We start from the raw sequence: 16874 nt of genomic DNA, 5'->3' as shown, positions 1-16874 counted from the left end.
TACCACGGCGGCGTTGTGTTCCACCTCGAATCCGAGGCCGGCGCCGACCTCGTTGACCACGAGCAGGTCGACCGGCTTGCGCGCCAGTTTGGCCCGGGCGTGGTCGAGTACCCCCCCGCCGGGGCCGCCGGTCTCGGCGGCGAAACCGACGAGAACCTGACCGGGCTGGCGGTTCGCCAGCAGCTCGGCCAACACGTCGGGATTCGCCACGAGCGGGATGGAGCCCGGGGCCGCAGACTCCTTCTTGATCTTGTAGGCCTGTGGCGCCCCGGGGCGGAAGTCGGCGACCGCGGCCGCCATGACGACCACGTCCGCCGAGGGCGCGACCTCGTGGACCCGATCGCGCAGCTGCGCCGCGGAGGTGACCGGGATCGTGCGGGCGCCGGCGACCTCGGGCAGCGCGACGTTCGCCGCCACCACCGTGACGGAGGCTCCCCGCGCCACGGCCGCCCTGGCCACGGCGTACCCCTGACGGCCGCTCGAGGCGTTGCCGAGGAACCGGACGGGGTCGAGGTACTCCCGGGTGCCGCCGGCCGTGACCAGGACATGTCGGCCGGCCAGATCGGGCCGCACCCCGGCCGCGCCCCGGGCCAGCACCGCCATGCCGAGCGCGGCGATCTCCGCCGGCTCCGGCAGGCGGCCCGGACCCGAGTCGGCGCCGGTCAGCCGGCCCACCGCCGGCTCGGCCACCACCGCTCCCCGCGCCCGCAGGGTCGCCACGTTCGCCCGGGTGGCCGGGTGCTGCCACATCTCGGTGTGCATCGCCGGCGCGTAGACGACCGGGCAGGTCGCCGTCAGCAGGGTGCCGGTGAGCAGGTCATCGGCGCGCCCGGCGGCCGCGCGGGCCATCAGGTCCGCGGTGGCCGGCGCGACGAGGACGAGGTCGGCCTCGCGGCCGATCCGGACATGGGCGACCTCGTCCGCGTCGTCCCACACGTCCGTGGTGACCGGGTTCCCCGACAGCGCCGCCCAGGTCGTCGCGCCGACGAACCTCAGCGCCGACGGCGTGGGCACCACCCGGACCTCGTGGCCGGACTCGGTGAACCGGCGGAGCACCTCCACCGCCTTGTAGGCGGCGATGCCGCCCGCCACACCGAGCACGACCCGGGGACGCCGAGGGCCGGGCCCGGTGCCGGACGGCCCGGTGCCGGATCGCTCAGCGTCGAGCATCTCAGCGTCAGGCATCTCGGCGTCGGGCATCTCGGTCATCGTCCTATATCAGGAGACCGGCGGGAGGCTGTCGGTGACGGTCTCGTGGGTGAGCAGGCCGGCGTTGATCTCACGCAGCGCGATCGACAGCGGCTTCTCCTGCGCGTTGGTCGTCTCGACCAGCGGGCCGACGTACTCCAGCAGACCCTCACCGAGCTGCGAGTAGTAGGCGTTGATCTGACGAGCTCGCTTCGCCGCGTAGATGACCAGGCTGTACTTCGAGTCGGTCGCCTCGAGGAGCTCGTCGATGGGGGGGTTGGTGATGCCTTCGGGATGGGCGACGGTACCGGCCACGATGTCCTTCCGGAATGGGACGTCCGAGGCGGCTGCGCCGTCCGGACAGTGCAGAGCGCAGGCTGCGCGGGGCAGGGCGGGCTGCGCGGAGGAGGCTGTACGGAGATGTCGGCTGCGCGGGCGACCGGTGGGCCGGACCTACGAGCCGATCATCAATGCTACCAAGCGGGCCGCCGCGGACCGCACGTCGTCATTCACGATCACGTCGTCGAACTCCGTCTCGGCCGCGAGTTCGATGCGCGCCCGGTCCAGCCGGCGGGCGATGACCTCGGGTGACTCGGTCCCCCGACCGGTCAGCCGACGGACAAGCTCGTCGAAGGTGGGCGGGGCGAGGAAGACGAAACGGGCCTGTGGCATCGCCGAGCGCACCTGCCGGGCGCCCAGCAGCTCGATCTCCAGCAGGCAAGGCACACCTGCGGCGAGCCTTTCGAGAAGCGGGCGGCGGGGGGTGCCGTAGGCGTGTCCGGCAAACATCGCGTGCTCGACGAACTCCCCGGCTTTGACCATCCGGGCGAACTCCTCGGCGTCGACGAAGTGGTACTCGACACCGTCGGTCTCACCCGGACGCGGTGGCCGCGTGGTGGCACTGACCGAGACCCAGACCTCGGGGTGACGTTCCCGGACTGCCGCGACGACGGTGCCCTTCCCGACTCCGGACGGCCCGGACAGCACTGTAAGACCCACGGGCACCACGATAGGACCTCTCGGTCAGTCGGCGCGCACGGTCATCAGTCCCCGAAGGACACGAGGACGGGACTGGTTTCCCAGGGACGGTCGGATCGGGGGAGGTAAAGAATGCCGCCCCCGATCCGACCGGAAGGAAGGGCGACATCGCCGGAAGAATGTGAGTGACGCCACCCTCCCGTCAACGCCGCTACCCGCCGTAACCATGATCCGGGTTGGCGGAGTGGTTTCCCACCCCACCGGATCAGGCCATGCCGAACTCCTCGAGGAGTGCGGCACGCTGCTTGGCGCCGAGTCCCCGCAGCCGGCGGGTCGGACTGATCCCGAGCCGTTCCCGGATCTTCTGGGCGCGTACGCGCCCCACTCCGGGAAGCGACTCCAGAACAGCCAAAACCTTCATCTTGCCGACGACCTCATCAGCCTCGGCCTGTTCCAGGACGGCGGCCAGAGTGGTCTCCGCCTTCTTCAACCGCTCCTTGAGTTCCGCACGCTGCTTACGAGCCAACGCTGCTTTCTCGAGGGCGGCGGCCCTCTGCTCGGGCGTTAGGGGCGGCAGGGGCACGGGTACGCCTCCTCAATTCGGTGATCGCGCCGCGCAAACTAGCGAGGAAGGGGCTCCTCAGTCCAGCCTTGGCCATAACACTCTGATGCGAACATATTGTCAGCACAAGAGAAGGCTTTGACGGACGAAAGGGGTGGCCCACTCGTGCCGCACCCTTTCGGTCTACGGCGGCCCCACCGTACCGCTTCGTACCGCACCAGGACGAACACACCCTAGTCCCCTCGGCGTCACAGCAGGTCAACAACCCTGCTGGCAGCGCCGAGACCTGCGGCGACGGCCCTCGCGGCGACCCCGGGATCGGGCGCACCGGTGATTGGGCGACCCACCACGACCAGGTCAGAACCCCCCACAAGGGCAGCTTCCGGCGTCGCGGTTCGGGCCTGATCGCCGGTTTCCGCCCCCCCCGGTCGCACTCCTGGGGTGATGAGAGTCACATTGCTACCAAGCTCCATACGGACCATTCGCACCTCCCGCGGACTGCACACGAGGGTGCGCGCACCGGCTTCGACCGCAAGCACGGCAAGCCTGCGGACGGCGTCGGAAGGGGGGCCGGCGAGCCCGATCGCGCTGAGCGCCGCCACATCCAGCGAGGTGAGTACGGTCACGACGGCTACCTCGACATCCGGGGCCGCCTCGATCGCCGCACGTATCATCGCCGCCCCCCCAGCCGCATGCACGGTCACGAAACGAGGGCCCAACGGGGTGATTGAGCGCATTCCCCCGGCGACCGTGGCGGGAATGTCGTGCAGTTTGAGATCGAGGAACAACTCCGGGGCGCTTCCGGCGCCGCCCGCGGCGTGCGTCGCGCCGCCGGCCCCGGCGAGCACGCCGGCCGCGCGCAGCGCCGTCACGATTGCCGGGCCCTCCCGGTAGAACAGCTCCAGACCGATCTTTAGCACGGCCGCGGTGGGGGCGACCGCGGCAGCCCAGCGCAGCGCGGTCGCGGCGTCCGGGGCATCCAGCGCGACCGCCAGCGGCGCCCGGCCCCGCGGCGGGGTGAAGCGGGGCGCGGCGGCACTCCTCCCGTCGGAGCTCCTCCGGCCGGCGCTCATCTGCTCGTCCTGGCCGCCGGTCCGAGTGCGGCAGACTCGGGCGCCACAGACTCAGGCGCCACAGACTCAGGCGCCACAGACTCAGGCGCCACAGAGCCGGAGGATCCGGGCGGCGAGCCGCCCGGTTGTCCCCCGCCCCACGCCTGCCGCAGCGCCGCGTGGTATTCCTGCAACGATCGGACCCCCAGCTCCCCCCGTACCATCGCTTCCACGCCCTGAACACAGGCCGCCGCACCCTGGATCGTGGTGATGCACGGAACCCCGGCACTCACGCAGGCCGTGCGGATCTCATAGCCGTCCAGGCGCGGGCCGACGCCCCACGGGGTGTTGATGACGAGGTCGATCTGCCCGGATGTGATCATCTCGACACAGTCGAGTAGCCCCTCGGTGGGGGCCCAGTGCTTACCGAGGACGACCGCCTTAACCCCGTTGCGCCGCAGCACGTCCGCGGTCCCCTCGGTGGCGTAAACGACAAAACCGAGATCCGCGAGCCGCTTGATCGGAAAAACCATCGCCCGTTTGTCCCGGTTGGCCACGGAGACGAACACCCGGCCGTAGGTGGGCAGCGAGGCGTATGCGGCGGCCTGAGACTTGGCGTAGGCTGTACCGAAGCCATCATCGATGCCCATCACCTCACCGGTCGACTTCATCTCCGGCCCGAGGACGGTGTCGACGCCGCGGCCACCGGCGTCCCGGAAGCGCCCGAAGGGCAGCACGGCCTCCTTGACCGAGATGTGCGAGTCCAGCGGCAGGGTGCCGCCATCGCCGGAGCGCGGCAGCAGGCCCTCGGCCCGCAGCTCGTCGATGGTCGCGCCGAGCATCACCCGGGCAGCGGCCTTGGCCAGCGGCACCGCGGTGGCCTTGGAGACGAACGGCACGGTCCGCGACGCCCGGGGATTGGCCTCCAGGACGTAGAGCACATCGGACTGCAGGGCGTACTGGACGTTGAGCAGGCCCCGCACCCCGACGCCCTTCGCGATCGCCTCGGTGGACGCCCGGATACGGTCGAGCTCCGAACGGCCCAGCGTGATCGGCGGCAGGACGCAGGCCGAGTCGCCCGAATGGACCCCGGCCTCCTCGATGTGCTCCATCACCCCGGCGAGGTAGAGCGTCTCCCCGTCGTAGAGGGCGTCGACGTCGATCTCCACCGCGTCGTCGAGGAACCGGTCGACGAGCACCGGATGTTCCGGGGAGATGGCGGTGGCCCGATCGATGTAGTCGCGCAGCATCGTGTCGTCATAGACGATCTCCATGCCGCGCCCGCCGAGCACGTAGGACGGCCGCACCAGCACCGGGTACCCGATCCGCTCGGCCACCGTGCGCGCCTCGGCGAAAGAGGTCGCCACCCCGTGCGGCGGCGAGGGCAGGCCCGCCCGGGCCAGCACACGCCCGAACAGCCCGCGGTCCTCAGCCAGATGGATCGCCTTCGGCGGGGTGCCCACGACGGGCACGCCCGCCTCGGCCAGCGCCGCGGCGATGCCGAGGGGGGTCTGCCCACCGAGCTGGACGATCACCCCGGCGAGCGGCCCGGCCTGCTGCTCGGCGTGGACGACCTCGAGCACGTCCTCGACCGTCAACGGCTCGACGTAGAGCCGGTCGGCGGTGTCGTAATCGGTGGACACCGTCTCCGGGTTGCAGTTGACCATGACGGTCTCATAGCCGGCGCCGGAGAGCGCCATCACCGCATGGCAACAGGCGTAGTCGAACTCGATGCCCTGGCCGATGCGGTTGGGCCCGCTGCCGAGCACGATCACCCGCGGCCGTTCGCTCGGCGCGACCTCGGTCTCGGCGTCGTAAGCGGAGTAGTGGTACGGGGTCTCGGAGGCAAACTCCGCCGCGCAGGTGTCGACGGTCTTGAACACCGGCCGGATGCCGGTGCGGTGGCGGAACGCCCGGACCACGTCCTCGGAGGTGCCGAGGATCTCGGCGAGCTGGGCGTCGGAGAACCCGGCTCGCTTGGCCCGCCGGATGCCCGCCGGATTGCGGCTGATCGTCGCCGCGGTCTCGTTGAGGAAGACGAGCTGGTCGACGAACCACGGGTCGATCCCGGTGACCCGGGTGACCTCGTCGGGATCCGCGCCGGCGAGCAGCGCCTGCTGGACGGTACGCAACCGGCCGTCGTGGGGAACCCGCGCGGCTTCCAGCAGGTCGGCGGCGTCCGCCTCGGGCGGGACGAAGGAGAACACCGAGCCCGGGGCCTCCATCGAGCGCAGCGCCTTCTGCAGCGCCTCGGCGAAGCTGCGGCCAACCCCCATCGCCTCGCCGACGGACTTCATCGTCGTCGTGAGCGTCGGGTCGGCACCGGGGAACTTCTCGAACGCGAACCGCGGCACCTTCACCACGACGTAGTCCAGCGCCGGCTCGAAGGCCGCGGGCGTGGTGCGGGTGATGTCGTTGGGGATCTCGTCGAGGGTGTACCCGAGCGCGAGCTTCGCCGAGATCTTCGCGATCGGGAAGCCGGTCGCCTTCGAGGCCAGGGCCGAGGACCGCGACACCCGGGGGTTCATCTCGATGACCACCTGCCGGCCCGTCGCCGGGTCGACGGCGAACTGGATGTTGCAGCCGCCGGCGTCGACGCCGACGGCCCGCATCACCGCGATCGCCATGTCCCGCATGCGCTGGTACTCGCGGTCGGTCAGGGTCATCGCCGGCGCCACCGTGATCGAGTCGCCGGTGTGCACCCCCATCGGGTCGACGTTTTCGATCGAGCAGACCACGACCACGTTGTCCGCGCGGTCGCGCATCAGCTCGAGCTCGTACTCCTTCCAGCCGAGGACCGACTCCTCCACCAGCACCTCGGTCGACGGGCTCGCGGCCAGTCCGTCCGCCGCCATCCGGCGCAGCTCGCCGGAATCATGGGCGAAGCCGCTGCCGGCGCCGCCGAGGGTGAAGCTGGGTCGCACGACCACCGGGTAAGAGAACTCCTCCCCGGCGGCCAGGCACTCGGCGACGGTGTGGCAGATGGCGCTGCGCGCGGTCTCGCCGCCGACCGCGGCGACGATGTCCTTGAACGCCTGACGGTCCTCCCCGGCGCGGATCGCGTCGATGTTCGCGCCGATCAGACGGACCTCGAAGCGGTCCAGGACACCGGCGTCGTGCAGGGCGACGGCGGTGTTCAGCGCGGTCTGGCCCCCCATGGTGGCGAGGATCGCGTCGGGCCGCTCCCGTTCGATGATCTTCGCGACGATGTCCGGGGTGATCGGCTCGACGTAGGTCGCGTCCGCGATCCCCGGATCGGTCATGATCGTCGCCGGGTTGCTGTTGACCAGGATGACCCGCAGGCCCTCCGCGCGCAGCACCCGGCAGGCCTGGGTACCCGAATAGTCGAACTCGCACGCCTGGCCGATCACGATCGGCCCGGAGCCGAGGACCAGGACACTGCTCAGCCTTTCCCGCGGATCGCTCGCTGCGCTCCTGACCCGCGGGGACCCCTGGCTCGTCGAACCACTCATCGTTCACTCCCGACAGATCTCTCGCCACGCTCCCGGGTGTCCGCCATCAAAGCGCGGAACCGCTCGAACAACGAGGAGGCATCATGCGGCCCCGGCGCGGCCTCCGGATGGAACTGCACGCTGAAGGCCGGCACGTCCAGACACTCCAATCCCTCGACGACGTTGTCGTTGAGGCCGCGGTGGCTGACCACCACCCGGCCGAACGGGGTGTCGGTCACCCCGGTCAGCGGCGCCCGCACGGCGAACCCGTGGTTCTGGCTGGTGACCGCGATCCGCCCGGTCGCCATGTCCCCGACCGGCTGGTTCACGCCGCGGTGGCCGTAGGTGAGCTTGTACGTCTCGAAGCCGAGAGCGCGGGCCAGCAGCTGGTGCCCGAAACAGATCCCGAACACCGGGACACCGGCCCGCAGCACCGTCCGCAGCGCGTCAACCGCGTAGTCCGCCGCCGCCGGGTCGCCGGGACCGTTCGACAGGAACACCCCGTCCGGTTCGAGCGCCAGCAGCTGTTCGCCGATGGTGCGGGCCGGCAGCACGTGCACCTCGCAGCCCAGCGCGGCCATGGCGGCCGGCGTCGCGCGCTTGATGCCGAGATCGAGCGCGGCGACTTTGAACAGCGCGGCGCCCGCCACCGCCTCCACCACATAGGGGGTAGGGGTGGAGACCCGGGGCGCAAGATCCGCGCCGAGCATCTCCGGGGAGGCGCGGACCCGGTCGAGCAGGGCGTCGAGCGCCGCCGCCCGCTCGCCGTCCGCGCCGGAACCCGGGCCCGTGCCGACCGGGCCACCATCGGCGTCGGCGTCGGCGTCGAGCACGCTGCTGATCCCGCACCGCATCGAGCCGAGCTCACGCAGGTGACGGGTCAGCGCCCGGGTGTCAATCCCGCTGATCCCCACCACGCCGGCCGCGGCCAGCTCGTCGTCAAGCGTGCCCCGGGCGCGCCAGTTGGAGGCCCGCCGGGCGGGGTCACGCACGACGAACCCGGCGACCTGGATCCGCTCGGACTCGTAGTCCTCGTCGTTGACGCCGGTGTTGCCGATGTGCGGGGCGGTCATGATGACGACCTGGCCGTGGAACGACGGATCGCTCAGCGTCTCCTGGTAGCCGGTCATCCCGGTGGAGAACACGGCCTCGCCGAAGGTCTCGCCGATCGCCCCGTACGCCTCGCCGACGAAGCTGCGACCGTCCTCCAGCATCAGGACCGCTCGCGTCGGCGTCGTGGTGGGAGTGCTCACCGATCCTCCTTCAGCCTGTTGACCTCACCGAGCGGTGAGGTCAACGGGTCAACCGACGACCAGCCGGGGTCAGACTGATCAAGCTGTCCCGGGTGCACCCACCCGGGGCCCGATCCCGGATCCGCCGGCCGCTGATCGGGATGGCGCGAGTCGGGGCGGCGCGGGTCGGGGTGACCCTCATCCGGGTGTCGCCGATCGGGGAGTCGCTGGTCCGAGCGCCACCGCTCCGCGTAGGGCCGCCGGTCGGCGGGCACCGCCTGCTCGCCGCGGGCCTGGGCCCGCTCCCCCCGGGAACGCAGCCGAGGGCCGGTCCGGATCGCCGGCATCTCCTCGGTCGGCTGTCCGGAACCCGGTCGCTGCCCGGGCCGGCCCACCGTCCCGGGGCCGGGCGCGATGGCCCGCCCGCGGATCCGCGGGCGGATCCGCGGGCGGATCCGCGGTACCGCGTGCGGTGAGGTGACGTCGCCCGGTGCCAGATGCGCGGGCGGGGGGCCGATCAGGTCGTGGACGGCGCGCACGACCTTGGGCTGACGGGCGCGGTCCTCGCCACGGAAACCGGTCTCCAGCTCGTGCCCGCCGAACGACCACGCGATGACGATCAGACGCCCGGGAGCGGAAACCTTGCCGGCGTGCGCCCGCTCCAGCCGGGCACCGCGGACGGCCTCGCGCGGGATCCAGAACGCCTCCCCGGGGCGGTCCACCCGCACCCCGGTCTCGTACACGCTGACGTAGCCGCCGGCCCGCCCGCCCAGCCCGCGGGCGGCGATCCATTCCAGCCAGTGCCCGGCGTCGACGGTGCCGAGGTACATCCCGCGCAGCGGAGCGGCGAACACCGTGCCCGGTTCCGCCGGCGGGACGGGCAGCTCGGGAAGGTCCTCCTCCTGACGCTCGGCCCGGTTGCGCCACGCCCGTCGCATCGAACCGACCACCGCGACGAACACCAGCAACAGACCGAGCAGGAGAAGCAGGTGCAGCCCCAGGCGGTCCGGCGCCCGGTCCAAGGCGACGGCGGGCCCGGCAGCCTGCAGGGATGCGGCGCGCGAAACAATCATACGATCTTCCCGTCGAACACGGTGGGCCGTCCCCGCAGGAACGTGGCGCGGATCGTTCCCGGCAGCGACCGGCCCGCATAGGGCGTGTTGCGGCTGCGGCTGGCGAGCGCGTCCGGCTCGACCATCCGCCACGGCGCCGGGTCGAGCAGGGTGACGGTCGCGGGCGCGCCCACTGCTATGGAACTCCACACCTCGGTCGCGGTTCGCGGCAGGCCACCGATCCTCGCCGGGGCCAGTGCCATCCGCTCGGCGACCCCGGCCCAGTCCAACCGGCCCGGGATGACCATCGTCTCGATGACCACCGACAGCGCCGTCTCGAGACCGAGCATGCCGGGACGCGCGGCGGCCCACTCCGTCTCCTTGTCCTCCAGCGCGTGCGGGGCGTGGTCGGTGGCGACGCAGTCGATCGTGCCGTCGGCGAGCCCGGCGCGCAGCGCGGCGACGTCGGCGGCGGTGCGCAGCGGCGGGTTGACCTTGTAGACCGGGTCGAACGAGCAGACCAGGTCGTCGGTGAGCAGCAGGTGGTGCGGGGTCACCTCGGCGGTGACGTTCCAGCCCTTCGCCTTGGCCCACCGGATGATCTCCACCGATCCGGCGGTGGAGACGTGACAGACGTGCAGCCGGGAGCCGACGTGCCCGGCCAGCAGCGCGTCCCGGGCGATGATCGCCTCCTCGGCGACCGCGGGCCACCCCGGCAGCCCCAGCCGGGCGGCCACCGTGCCCTCGTTCATCTGGGCGTTCTCGGTCAGTCGCGGTTCCTGCGCATGCTGGGCGATCACCCCGTCGAACGCCTTGACGTACTCCAGCGCCCGGCGCATGAGCAGCGCGTCCGACACGCAGTGCCCGTCGTCGGAGAAGACCCGCACGCCCGCCGCGGAGGAGGCCATGGCGCCGAGTTCGGCGAGTCGCTCGCCGGCAAGCCCGACGGTGACCGCGCCGACCGGCCGGACGTCGCAGTGACCCGCATCCAGGCCGAGCCGCCACACCTGCTCGACGACCCCCGCGGTGTCGGCGACCGGATTGGTGTTCGCCATCGCGAACACGGTGGTGTAGCCACCGAGGGCCGCGGCGCGGGTGCCGGAGGCGACCGTCTCGGCGTCCTCCCGGCCGGGTTCCCGCAGGTGAGTGTGCAGGTCGACCAGGCCGGGGAGCAGGATCAGCCCGTCCGTGCCCAGCACGGTGGTGCCGGCGGGCAGTCCCCCGGCCCCGGCGTGCGTGGAGCCGGCCGGTCGCCAGGCGGCCACCACCCCGCCCGCGAGGACGACGTCGACAGGGTCCCCGCCGAGCGGGCGGACCCGCCGCAGGACCCAGGAGGTCCCCGTCGGCGTCCCCACCGGCGTCTCTCCCGGCGTCTCCGCCGCGGGCGTCGTCATGAGACCTCCCCGGAACCACCCAGCAGCAGGTACAGCACGGCCATCCGCACGCTCACCCCGTTCGCAACCTGTTCCACGACTGTCGACCGGGCGGAGTCGGCGACCCGGGAGGCGATCTCCATCCCGCGTACCATCGGGCCGGGATGCATCACCAGGGCGTGGCCGGGCAACATCTCCGCCCGGTCGGCATCCAGCCCGTAGCGCCGGCTGTACTCCCGTTCGGTCGGGAAGAAGGCCGCGGACATCCGCTCCCGCTGGACCCGCAGCATCATCACCACGTCGCTCTTGGGCAGCACGGCGTCGAGGTCGTACGACACCTCGACCGGCCACGAGGAGATCCCGAGGGGCAACAACGTCGGCGGGGCCACGACGGTCACCGTCGCGCCCAGCGTGGCGAGCAGCCACACGTTCGATCGCGCTACCCGGGAATGCAGCACGTCGCCGACGATGGTGACGGCGAGGCCGTCGATCCGGCCGAGCCGGCGGCGCATGGTGAAGGCGTCGAGCAGGGCCTGGGTCGGGTGCTCGTGGGTGCCGTCTCCCGCGTTCACCACGCTGCCGCGCACCCAGGAGGCCAGTCGGTGCGGCGCGCCGCTCGCGGCATGCCGGCAGACCACGGCGTCGGCGCCCATCGCCTCGAGGGTCTGCGCCGTGTCCTTCAGGCTTTCGCCCTTCGACACGCTTGACCCGCGCGCCGAAAAATTGATCACATCGGCCGACAGTCTCTTGGCGGCTACCTCGAAGGACGTGCGGGTGCGGGTGGAGTCTTCGAAGAACAGGTTGACGACGGTGCGGCCCCGCAGGGTCGGCAGTTTGCGCACCGACGCCTCGGCGACCCGCGCCATCCGTTCAGCGGTGTCCAGCACCAGCAGCGCGTCGTCCCGGTAGAGATCCTCGGTCGAGAGGAGATGGCGGTTCACACCCGTCCCCCGAACCCGGCTCGTGCTCCCCGCACGGCACTCCCCCCGATCATGGCTGGTTCCCGGGAAGCGCGCCGTCGGCGACGTCCCCCCCGGCGGCCGAGAGGATCAGTACGCCGTCGGCGCCGTCAATCTCCCGCAGCCGGACGGCCACCGACTCCCGGCGCGAGGTCGGCATGTTCTTCCCGACGTAGTCGGCGCGGATCGGCAGCTCGCGATGGCCCCGGTCGATCAGGACCGCGAGCTGGACGGCACGCGGCCGGCCGTAGGCGGCCAGGGCGTCCAGCGCCGCCCGCACCGTGCGCCCGGAGTAGAGGACGTCGTCGACGAGGATCACCACACGACTGTCGACACCACCCTCGGGAATGTCGGTCACCTCGAGGGGACGCACGCCGCGCAGTCGCAGATCGTCGCGGTACATGGTCGGGTCGAGGGAGCCAACCGGGAGACGCACCCCCTCGACGGCCTGCACCCGCTGTGCCAGCCGGTGCGCGAGAGGTACCCCTCGGGTGGGTACTCCGAGCAGGACGACCCCGGCGCCACCGGAGGTCTTCTCGAGAATCTGATGCGCCATCCGGCTGACGATCCGGGTGATGTCGTCTGCGGACAGTACTGCCCGGGCGGTGCCGGGACGGCGCGATGCGGGGTCGCTCGCGGCAGCCGGAGCCACGCGGCATCCCTCCTTCCCCGCCTCACGGGACGGTCCTTAAAGGAGTGGTCCCAGCGACGTTACCAGGGCCCTCAGGACGTGTGAGGGTCTCGCCTCCGGACGCCGACCGCCCCTGGCGCCCAGCGCGACGACGGGTCGCCCACCGGTCCGGACAGCGCGGGACGTTATTGCCGCGCCAACCACGCAGCATCATGTTGTCACTACTTGTCACTGGGTTCGACGCCGTCGCCACAGCGGTGACGGCACCCGGAAGTTCCCACCGCTCAGGCATAGGGCGCAACCAGAGGGCTACAGAAAGTGGTACAAAGAAAGAGGCGACACGACCCCCCCGGGTGTCGAGCGTCAACCCGGCGGGCACTACTATCGGTAACCGCCGGCGGCACGAGCCCCGGTTCCAACTGATCGACCACGACAGGAGTGGGCACTCCGATGTCCGACTATGCGAAGGCGCTCGGTGCTCGGCTGCGCGCGATACGCACCCAGCAGGGGCTCTCGCTTCATGGCGTCGAAGAGAAGTCGCACGGTCGGTGGAAAGCCGTCGTCGTGGGTTCCTACGAACGTGGGGACCGCGCCGTCACCGTGCAGCGCCTCTCCGAGCTCGCGGAATTCTACGGCGTTCCGGTGGGGGAGCTTCTTCCCGAGGGTTCCACCGTCGCTCCGCTGGAGCAGTCTCCCCGGATCGTCCTCGACCTCGAGCGTCTCTCCCAGGTTCCCAAGGAGCAGGGCGGTCCGCTCGCCCGGTACGCGGCGACCATTCAGAGCCAGCGCGGCGACTACAACGGCCGAGCGCTCTCGATCCGGTACGAGGACCTGCGCTCGCTCGCGGTGATCTACGACACCTCGCCGAGCAAGCTCACCGAGCAGCTCGTCTCTTGGGGCGTGCTGTCTCCGGAGCAGGGCGCGGACGCCGCGGCGACCGACGTCTAGCCTCGCTCCGGTACTGTGGTACCGGTACCGCGGTACCGGTACCACAGTCCGCCGGCTCGCATCCGCGCCACCCGCGGCACACGTATCCGGGGAAGGACCCGGTACGTCGCCTGGGCGACGTACCGGGAATGCCGATCCCGGTTCCCTCCCGGTAACCTGGCAGCAGGGTAACCGGGCAACCCGGCAACCGGGTAACCCCGGTAGACCGCCGCTACGACGGCTGGCCGGGAATGGAATCCACCGCCGATCCTCGTCCGGTCGACTCGGCCGTGGTGGCCGGGCTCTTCCCCTCGACCAGACTCGCGAGCAGCCCGTTGACGAACGCCGGCGACCGGTGGGTGGAGAGGTTCTTCGCCAGTTCCACGGCTTCGTCGATGGCGACCCGATCCGGGACGTCGGGACGCCAGAGCAGTTCCAGCACGGCGATCCGCAGAATGTTGCGGTCGACCGGCGGCATCCGCTCCAACATCCAACCCTCGGCGTACCGGACGATCCGCTCGTCGATCTCCCCGCGGTGCTCGATGACCCCCTCGACCAGCTCGACGGCGTATTCCGACACCGGTGGATCGGACTGGGCCAGCCGGGCAGCGAGGATCTCCGGCACGGCGCTCGCGCGCACGTCCGCTTCGTAGAGGATGTCCAGTGCCCGTTTACGGGCCTTGGACCTGGCGCTCAGCTCGTCACCCGGCCCAGGTACCGGCCGTCACGCGTGTCGACCTTGACCTTTTCCCCGCTGGTGATGAACAGCGGCACGTTGATGGTGGCGCCCGTCTCCAGGGTGGCCGGCTTCGTCCCGCCGGTCGAGCGATCGCCCTGCACCCCCGGGTCGGTCTGCGAAATGGTCAGCTCGACGCTGGCCGGCAGTTCGACGTAGAGCGGGGCGCCGTCGTGCAGCGCGACGGTGGCCACGGTGTTCTCCAGCATGTAGTCGGCCGTCCCGCCGACGACATCCGGCGGGATCGGGATCTGATCGTAGGACTCGCTGTCCATGAAGACGAAATCGGCACCGTCCCGGTAGAGGTAGGTCATCTCGCGGCGGTCGACGGTCGCGACGTCGACCTTGACCCCGGCGTTGAAGGTGCGGTCGACGACTTTCCCGGTGAGCACGTTCTTCAGGGTCGTGCGGACGAACGCCCCACCCTTACCCGGCTTGACGTGCTGGAAGCCGACGACGTTCCACAACACCCCGTCGATGTCGAGCGTCATGCCGTTCTTCAGGTCGTTGGTGGTCGCCACTGCGCGCGTTCTCCGTTTCCATCGCCGTACGCCGACGGCGGGTGTGGTCGTTACCCGGACCCTCGTGCGAGGACCGCGGTGCTCTCTCCCCAGGCTCCCCAGGCCATCCCAGCCATCCCAGGCCGCTTCCCCATCCTCAGGCCGCTTCCGGACCCGCCACCGGGCGCGGACACCGGGCGCGGACGTGGCGGCGATCCTACAAACCGCCGCGACGAGTCTACCGATCCTCGGCGACGGTGGTGAACGCCGCGATCAGCAGGCCAGCATCCGGATTGTCCAGGATGACGGTGCGGCCCTGCGCCTCGAGGCCGACGAAACGCATCCGCCGTCCCCGCGCCTTCTTGTCGACCCGCATCGCGTCGAGCAGCGCCGCCCACCGGTCGCCCCGGTAGGTCACCGGCAGGCCGATGCGGGTCAGCAGCTCGCGGTGCCGGTCGGCGGTGGCATCGTCGAGGCCGACGACAAGCCGGGACAGCTCCGCCGCGAACACCATGCCCACCGAGATCGCCGCGCCGTGCCGCCAGCTGAAGTGCTCGACCTTCTCGATGGCATGACCGAGGGTGTGACCATAGTTGAGGATCTCCCGCCGGCCGTCCTCCCGCGGATCGCCGGAGACCACCTCGGCCTTGACCCGGATGGACCGCTCGATCAGCTCGGGCAGATGCGCGGTGCCGGTCGGATCGGCGTCGAGCAGATCGATGATCGCCGCGTCGGCGATGAAACCGGTCTTGACGACCTCGGCGAGCCCGGCGCGTACCTCGACGGCCGGCAGGGACTCCAGCGCCGCCAGATCGCACAGCACGCCGAGCGGCTGGTGGAACGCCCCGACCAGGTTCTTGCCCGCGTCGATGTCGATGCCGGTCTTCCCGCCGACCGCCGCGTCGACCATGCCGAGCACGGTGGTCGGCACCTGGACGACGTCCACCCCGCGCAGCCAGCTCGCGGCGACGAACCCGGCCAGGTCCGTCACGGTGCCGCCGCCGAGGCCGATCACCACGTCGTCCCGGGTGAAGCCGATCCGGCCGAGCACGTCCCAGCAGAAGCCGGCGATCCGCAGCTGCTTGGCCTCCTCGCCGCCGGGCACCTCGATGGCGTGCGCCTCCACGCCCGCGTTCTCCCGCAGGTCGGCGACGACGGCGTCCGCGGTGGCCCGCAACGCCCCGGGATGGATCACCGCGGCGCGGGTCCGCCCGGCGACGGCCTCGGCGAGCTCGCCGAGCAGGCCCGCCCCGAGCACGACGTCGTAGGGACGCCCGCCGCCCGGCCGTACCGGGATCCGCACGATGTCGGAGGCCTTCACCTGCATACTCACCGTCTGCCCCCTGCGGCGTCCGCCGCCTCGCCCGGTCCGCTGCCCGCCGTGAGCAGCGGGCCCAGTGCCGCCGCCACCTGGTCGGTCACCTCGTCCGGCTCGTGCCCCGCGGTGTCGATGACCACCGTCGCCACCTCGGCGTAGAGCGGCCGGCGTGCCCTGAGCAGGGCGGCGAGCCGCGTGCGGGGCCCCTCGACCAGCAGTGGACGGTCCCGGGCGAGGCCCACCCGCCGCACCGCGTCGGAAACTCCCACCTCAAGATAGACGACCCGGTGCCCGGCCAGCAGGGTCCGGGTCTCAGCGTCGAGCACCGCTCCCCCGCCAAGGGCCAGGACCCCCCGATGATCCGCGAGCGCGGCCGCCACCGCCCGGCGCTCGGCCAGCCGGAAGTACTCCTCACCATGATCGAGAAAGATGTCCGCGACGGTGGTGCCGAGCGCCGCCTCGATGTCGGCGTCGGTGTCGCGGAAACCCACCCCCCACCGCCGCGCCAGCTGGGTGCCCACCGTCGTCTTCCCCGCTCCGGGCGCTCCGACCAGCACCACCATCGGCCCCGTCCAGGCCATCGGCCCCGCCCACGCGTCCGTCGCCGGCTCCCCCACGATGATCCTCTGTCTTCGCCGCCTGCCGATTCCCGCCGCCGATCAGCGGATGACCAGGGACTTCAGGTACCCCTCGTAATTGCGCCGGGTCTCCTCCACCGAGTCCCCCCCGAACTTCTCCAGCGCCGCGCCGGCGAGCACGAGGGCGACCATCGCCTCCGTCACCACCCCGGCCGCGGGCACCGCGCACACGTCGGACCGCTGGTTGATCGCGACCGCCGCCTCGCCAGTGGACACGTCCACCGTGGACAACGGCCTGGTCAGCGAGGAGATCGGCTTCATCGCCACCCGCACGCG

Annotated in this window: 17 protein-coding genes; 1 reads left to right on the top strand and 16 read right to left on the bottom strand. The window is 71.4% G+C overall.

Translation table 11 applies throughout. The features are described from left to right. The 11 genes from coaBC to pyrR form a co-directional block, all read right to left on the bottom strand. Nucleotides 1-1170: bifunctional phosphopantothenoylcysteine decarboxylase/phosphopantothenate--cysteine ligase CoaBC (coaBC, locus tag ACY45C_RS02645; protein WP_462186080.1), on the bottom strand; the 1170-nt coding region annotated here is incomplete at its 3' end. Between the two features lie 48 nt (nt 1171-1218). Then, a complete protein-coding gene (gene rpoZ / locus ACY45C_RS02640) occupies nt 1219-1503 on the bottom strand; it encodes a DNA-directed RNA polymerase subunit omega (protein ID WP_462186068.1) in 285 nt (94 codons plus the stop codon). 138 nt (nt 1504-1641) lie between these two features. Beyond that, nucleotides 1642-2187, bottom strand: coding sequence for a guanylate kinase (gmk, locus tag ACY45C_RS02635; protein WP_462186067.1), 546 nt, complete (start codon nt 2185-2187; stop codon nt 1642-1644). 244 nt (nt 2188-2431) lie between these two features. Then, a complete protein-coding gene (mihF, locus tag ACY45C_RS02630; RefSeq protein ID WP_462186066.1) occupies nt 2432-2749 on the bottom strand; it encodes an integration host factor, actinobacterial type in 318 nt (105 codons plus the stop codon). A 227-nt stretch (nt 2750-2976) separates the two neighbouring features. Next, nucleotides 2977-3801 carry an orotidine-5'-phosphate decarboxylase gene (gene pyrF, locus ACY45C_RS02625; protein WP_462186065.1) on the bottom strand — a complete coding sequence of 275 codons (825 nt, stop codon included), beginning with the start codon at nt 3799-3801 and terminating at the stop codon, nt 2977-2979. Continuing rightward, entirely contained in the window at nt 3798-7253 is a 3456-nt protein-coding gene (carB, locus tag ACY45C_RS02620) for a carbamoyl-phosphate synthase large subunit (RefSeq protein ID WP_462186064.1), read from the bottom strand. The genes pyrF and carB overlap by 4 nt, the downstream gene beginning before the upstream one ends. Beyond that, nucleotides 7250-8446 carry a glutamine-hydrolyzing carbamoyl-phosphate synthase small subunit gene (carA, locus tag ACY45C_RS02615; RefSeq protein ID WP_462186079.1) on the bottom strand — a complete coding sequence of 399 codons (1197 nt, stop codon included), beginning with the start codon at nt 8444-8446 and terminating at the stop codon, nt 7250-7252. Before carA ends, carB begins: the two co-directional genes overlap by 4 nt. A gap of 35 nt (nt 8447-8481) precedes the next feature. Further along, nucleotides 8482-9537, bottom strand: a complete 1056-nt coding sequence (locus ACY45C_RS02610; RefSeq protein ID WP_462186063.1) for a PH-like domain-containing protein — start codon at nt 9535-9537, stop codon at nt 8482-8484. Next, entirely contained in the window at nt 9534-10910 is a 1377-nt protein-coding gene (locus ACY45C_RS02605) for a dihydroorotase (RefSeq protein WP_462186062.1), read from the bottom strand. Before ACY45C_RS02605 ends, ACY45C_RS02610 begins: the two co-directional genes overlap by 4 nt. Then, complete coding sequence (locus tag ACY45C_RS02600) at nt 10907-11830, bottom strand: aspartate carbamoyltransferase catalytic subunit (protein WP_462186061.1); 924 nt, start codon at nt 11828-11830, stop codon at nt 10907-10909. Before ACY45C_RS02600 ends, ACY45C_RS02605 begins: the two co-directional genes overlap by 4 nt. A 49-nt stretch (nt 11831-11879) precedes the next feature. Next, nucleotides 11880-12500, bottom strand: coding sequence for a bifunctional pyr operon transcriptional regulator/uracil phosphoribosyltransferase PyrR (gene pyrR, locus ACY45C_RS02595; RefSeq protein ID WP_462186060.1), 621 nt, complete (start codon nt 12498-12500; stop codon nt 11880-11882). A 429-nt stretch (nt 12501-12929) separates the two neighbouring features. Here pyrR and bldD point away from each other — a divergent pair, with 429 nt between their 5' ends. Further along, entirely contained in the window at nt 12930-13427 is a 498-nt protein-coding gene (gene bldD, locus ACY45C_RS02590; protein WP_462186059.1) for a transcriptional regulator BldD, read from the top strand. A 211-nt stretch (nt 13428-13638) separates the two neighbouring features. Here the strand turns inward: bldD and nusB are convergent, their stop codons facing one another. The 5 genes from nusB to ACY45C_RS02565 all read right to left on the bottom strand — a co-directional run. Continuing rightward, complete coding sequence (gene nusB, locus ACY45C_RS02585; RefSeq protein ID WP_462186078.1) at nt 13639-14103, bottom strand: transcription antitermination factor NusB; 465 nt, start codon at nt 14101-14103, stop codon at nt 13639-13641. After that, nucleotides 14100-14663 carry an elongation factor P gene (gene efp / locus ACY45C_RS02580; RefSeq protein WP_011437591.1) on the bottom strand — a complete coding sequence of 188 codons (564 nt, stop codon included), beginning with the start codon at nt 14661-14663 and terminating at the stop codon, nt 14100-14102. Before efp ends, nusB begins: the two co-directional genes overlap by 4 nt. A gap of 217 nt (nt 14664-14880) precedes the next feature. Further along, on the bottom strand, nt 14881-15969 hold the full coding sequence (aroB, locus tag ACY45C_RS02575; RefSeq protein ID WP_462186077.1) for a 3-dehydroquinate synthase: 1089 nt from the start codon (nt 15967-15969) through the stop codon (nt 14881-14883). Between the two features lie 2 nt (nt 15970-15971). After that, nucleotides 15972-16577, bottom strand: coding sequence for a shikimate kinase (locus tag ACY45C_RS02570; protein WP_462186058.1), 606 nt, complete (start codon nt 16575-16577; stop codon nt 15972-15974). Nucleotides 16578-16619: 42 nt separating this feature from the next. After that, the coding region (locus ACY45C_RS02565; protein ID WP_462186057.1) for a chorismate synthase at nt 16620-16874 on the bottom strand (255 nt) is incomplete at its 5' end.

The sequence above is a fragment of the Frankia sp. CcWB2 genome (assembly GCF_977927585.1).
The sequence above is the reverse complement of the archived record's forward strand: the minus strand, read 5'-3'. Positions and strand labels throughout refer to the sequence as shown.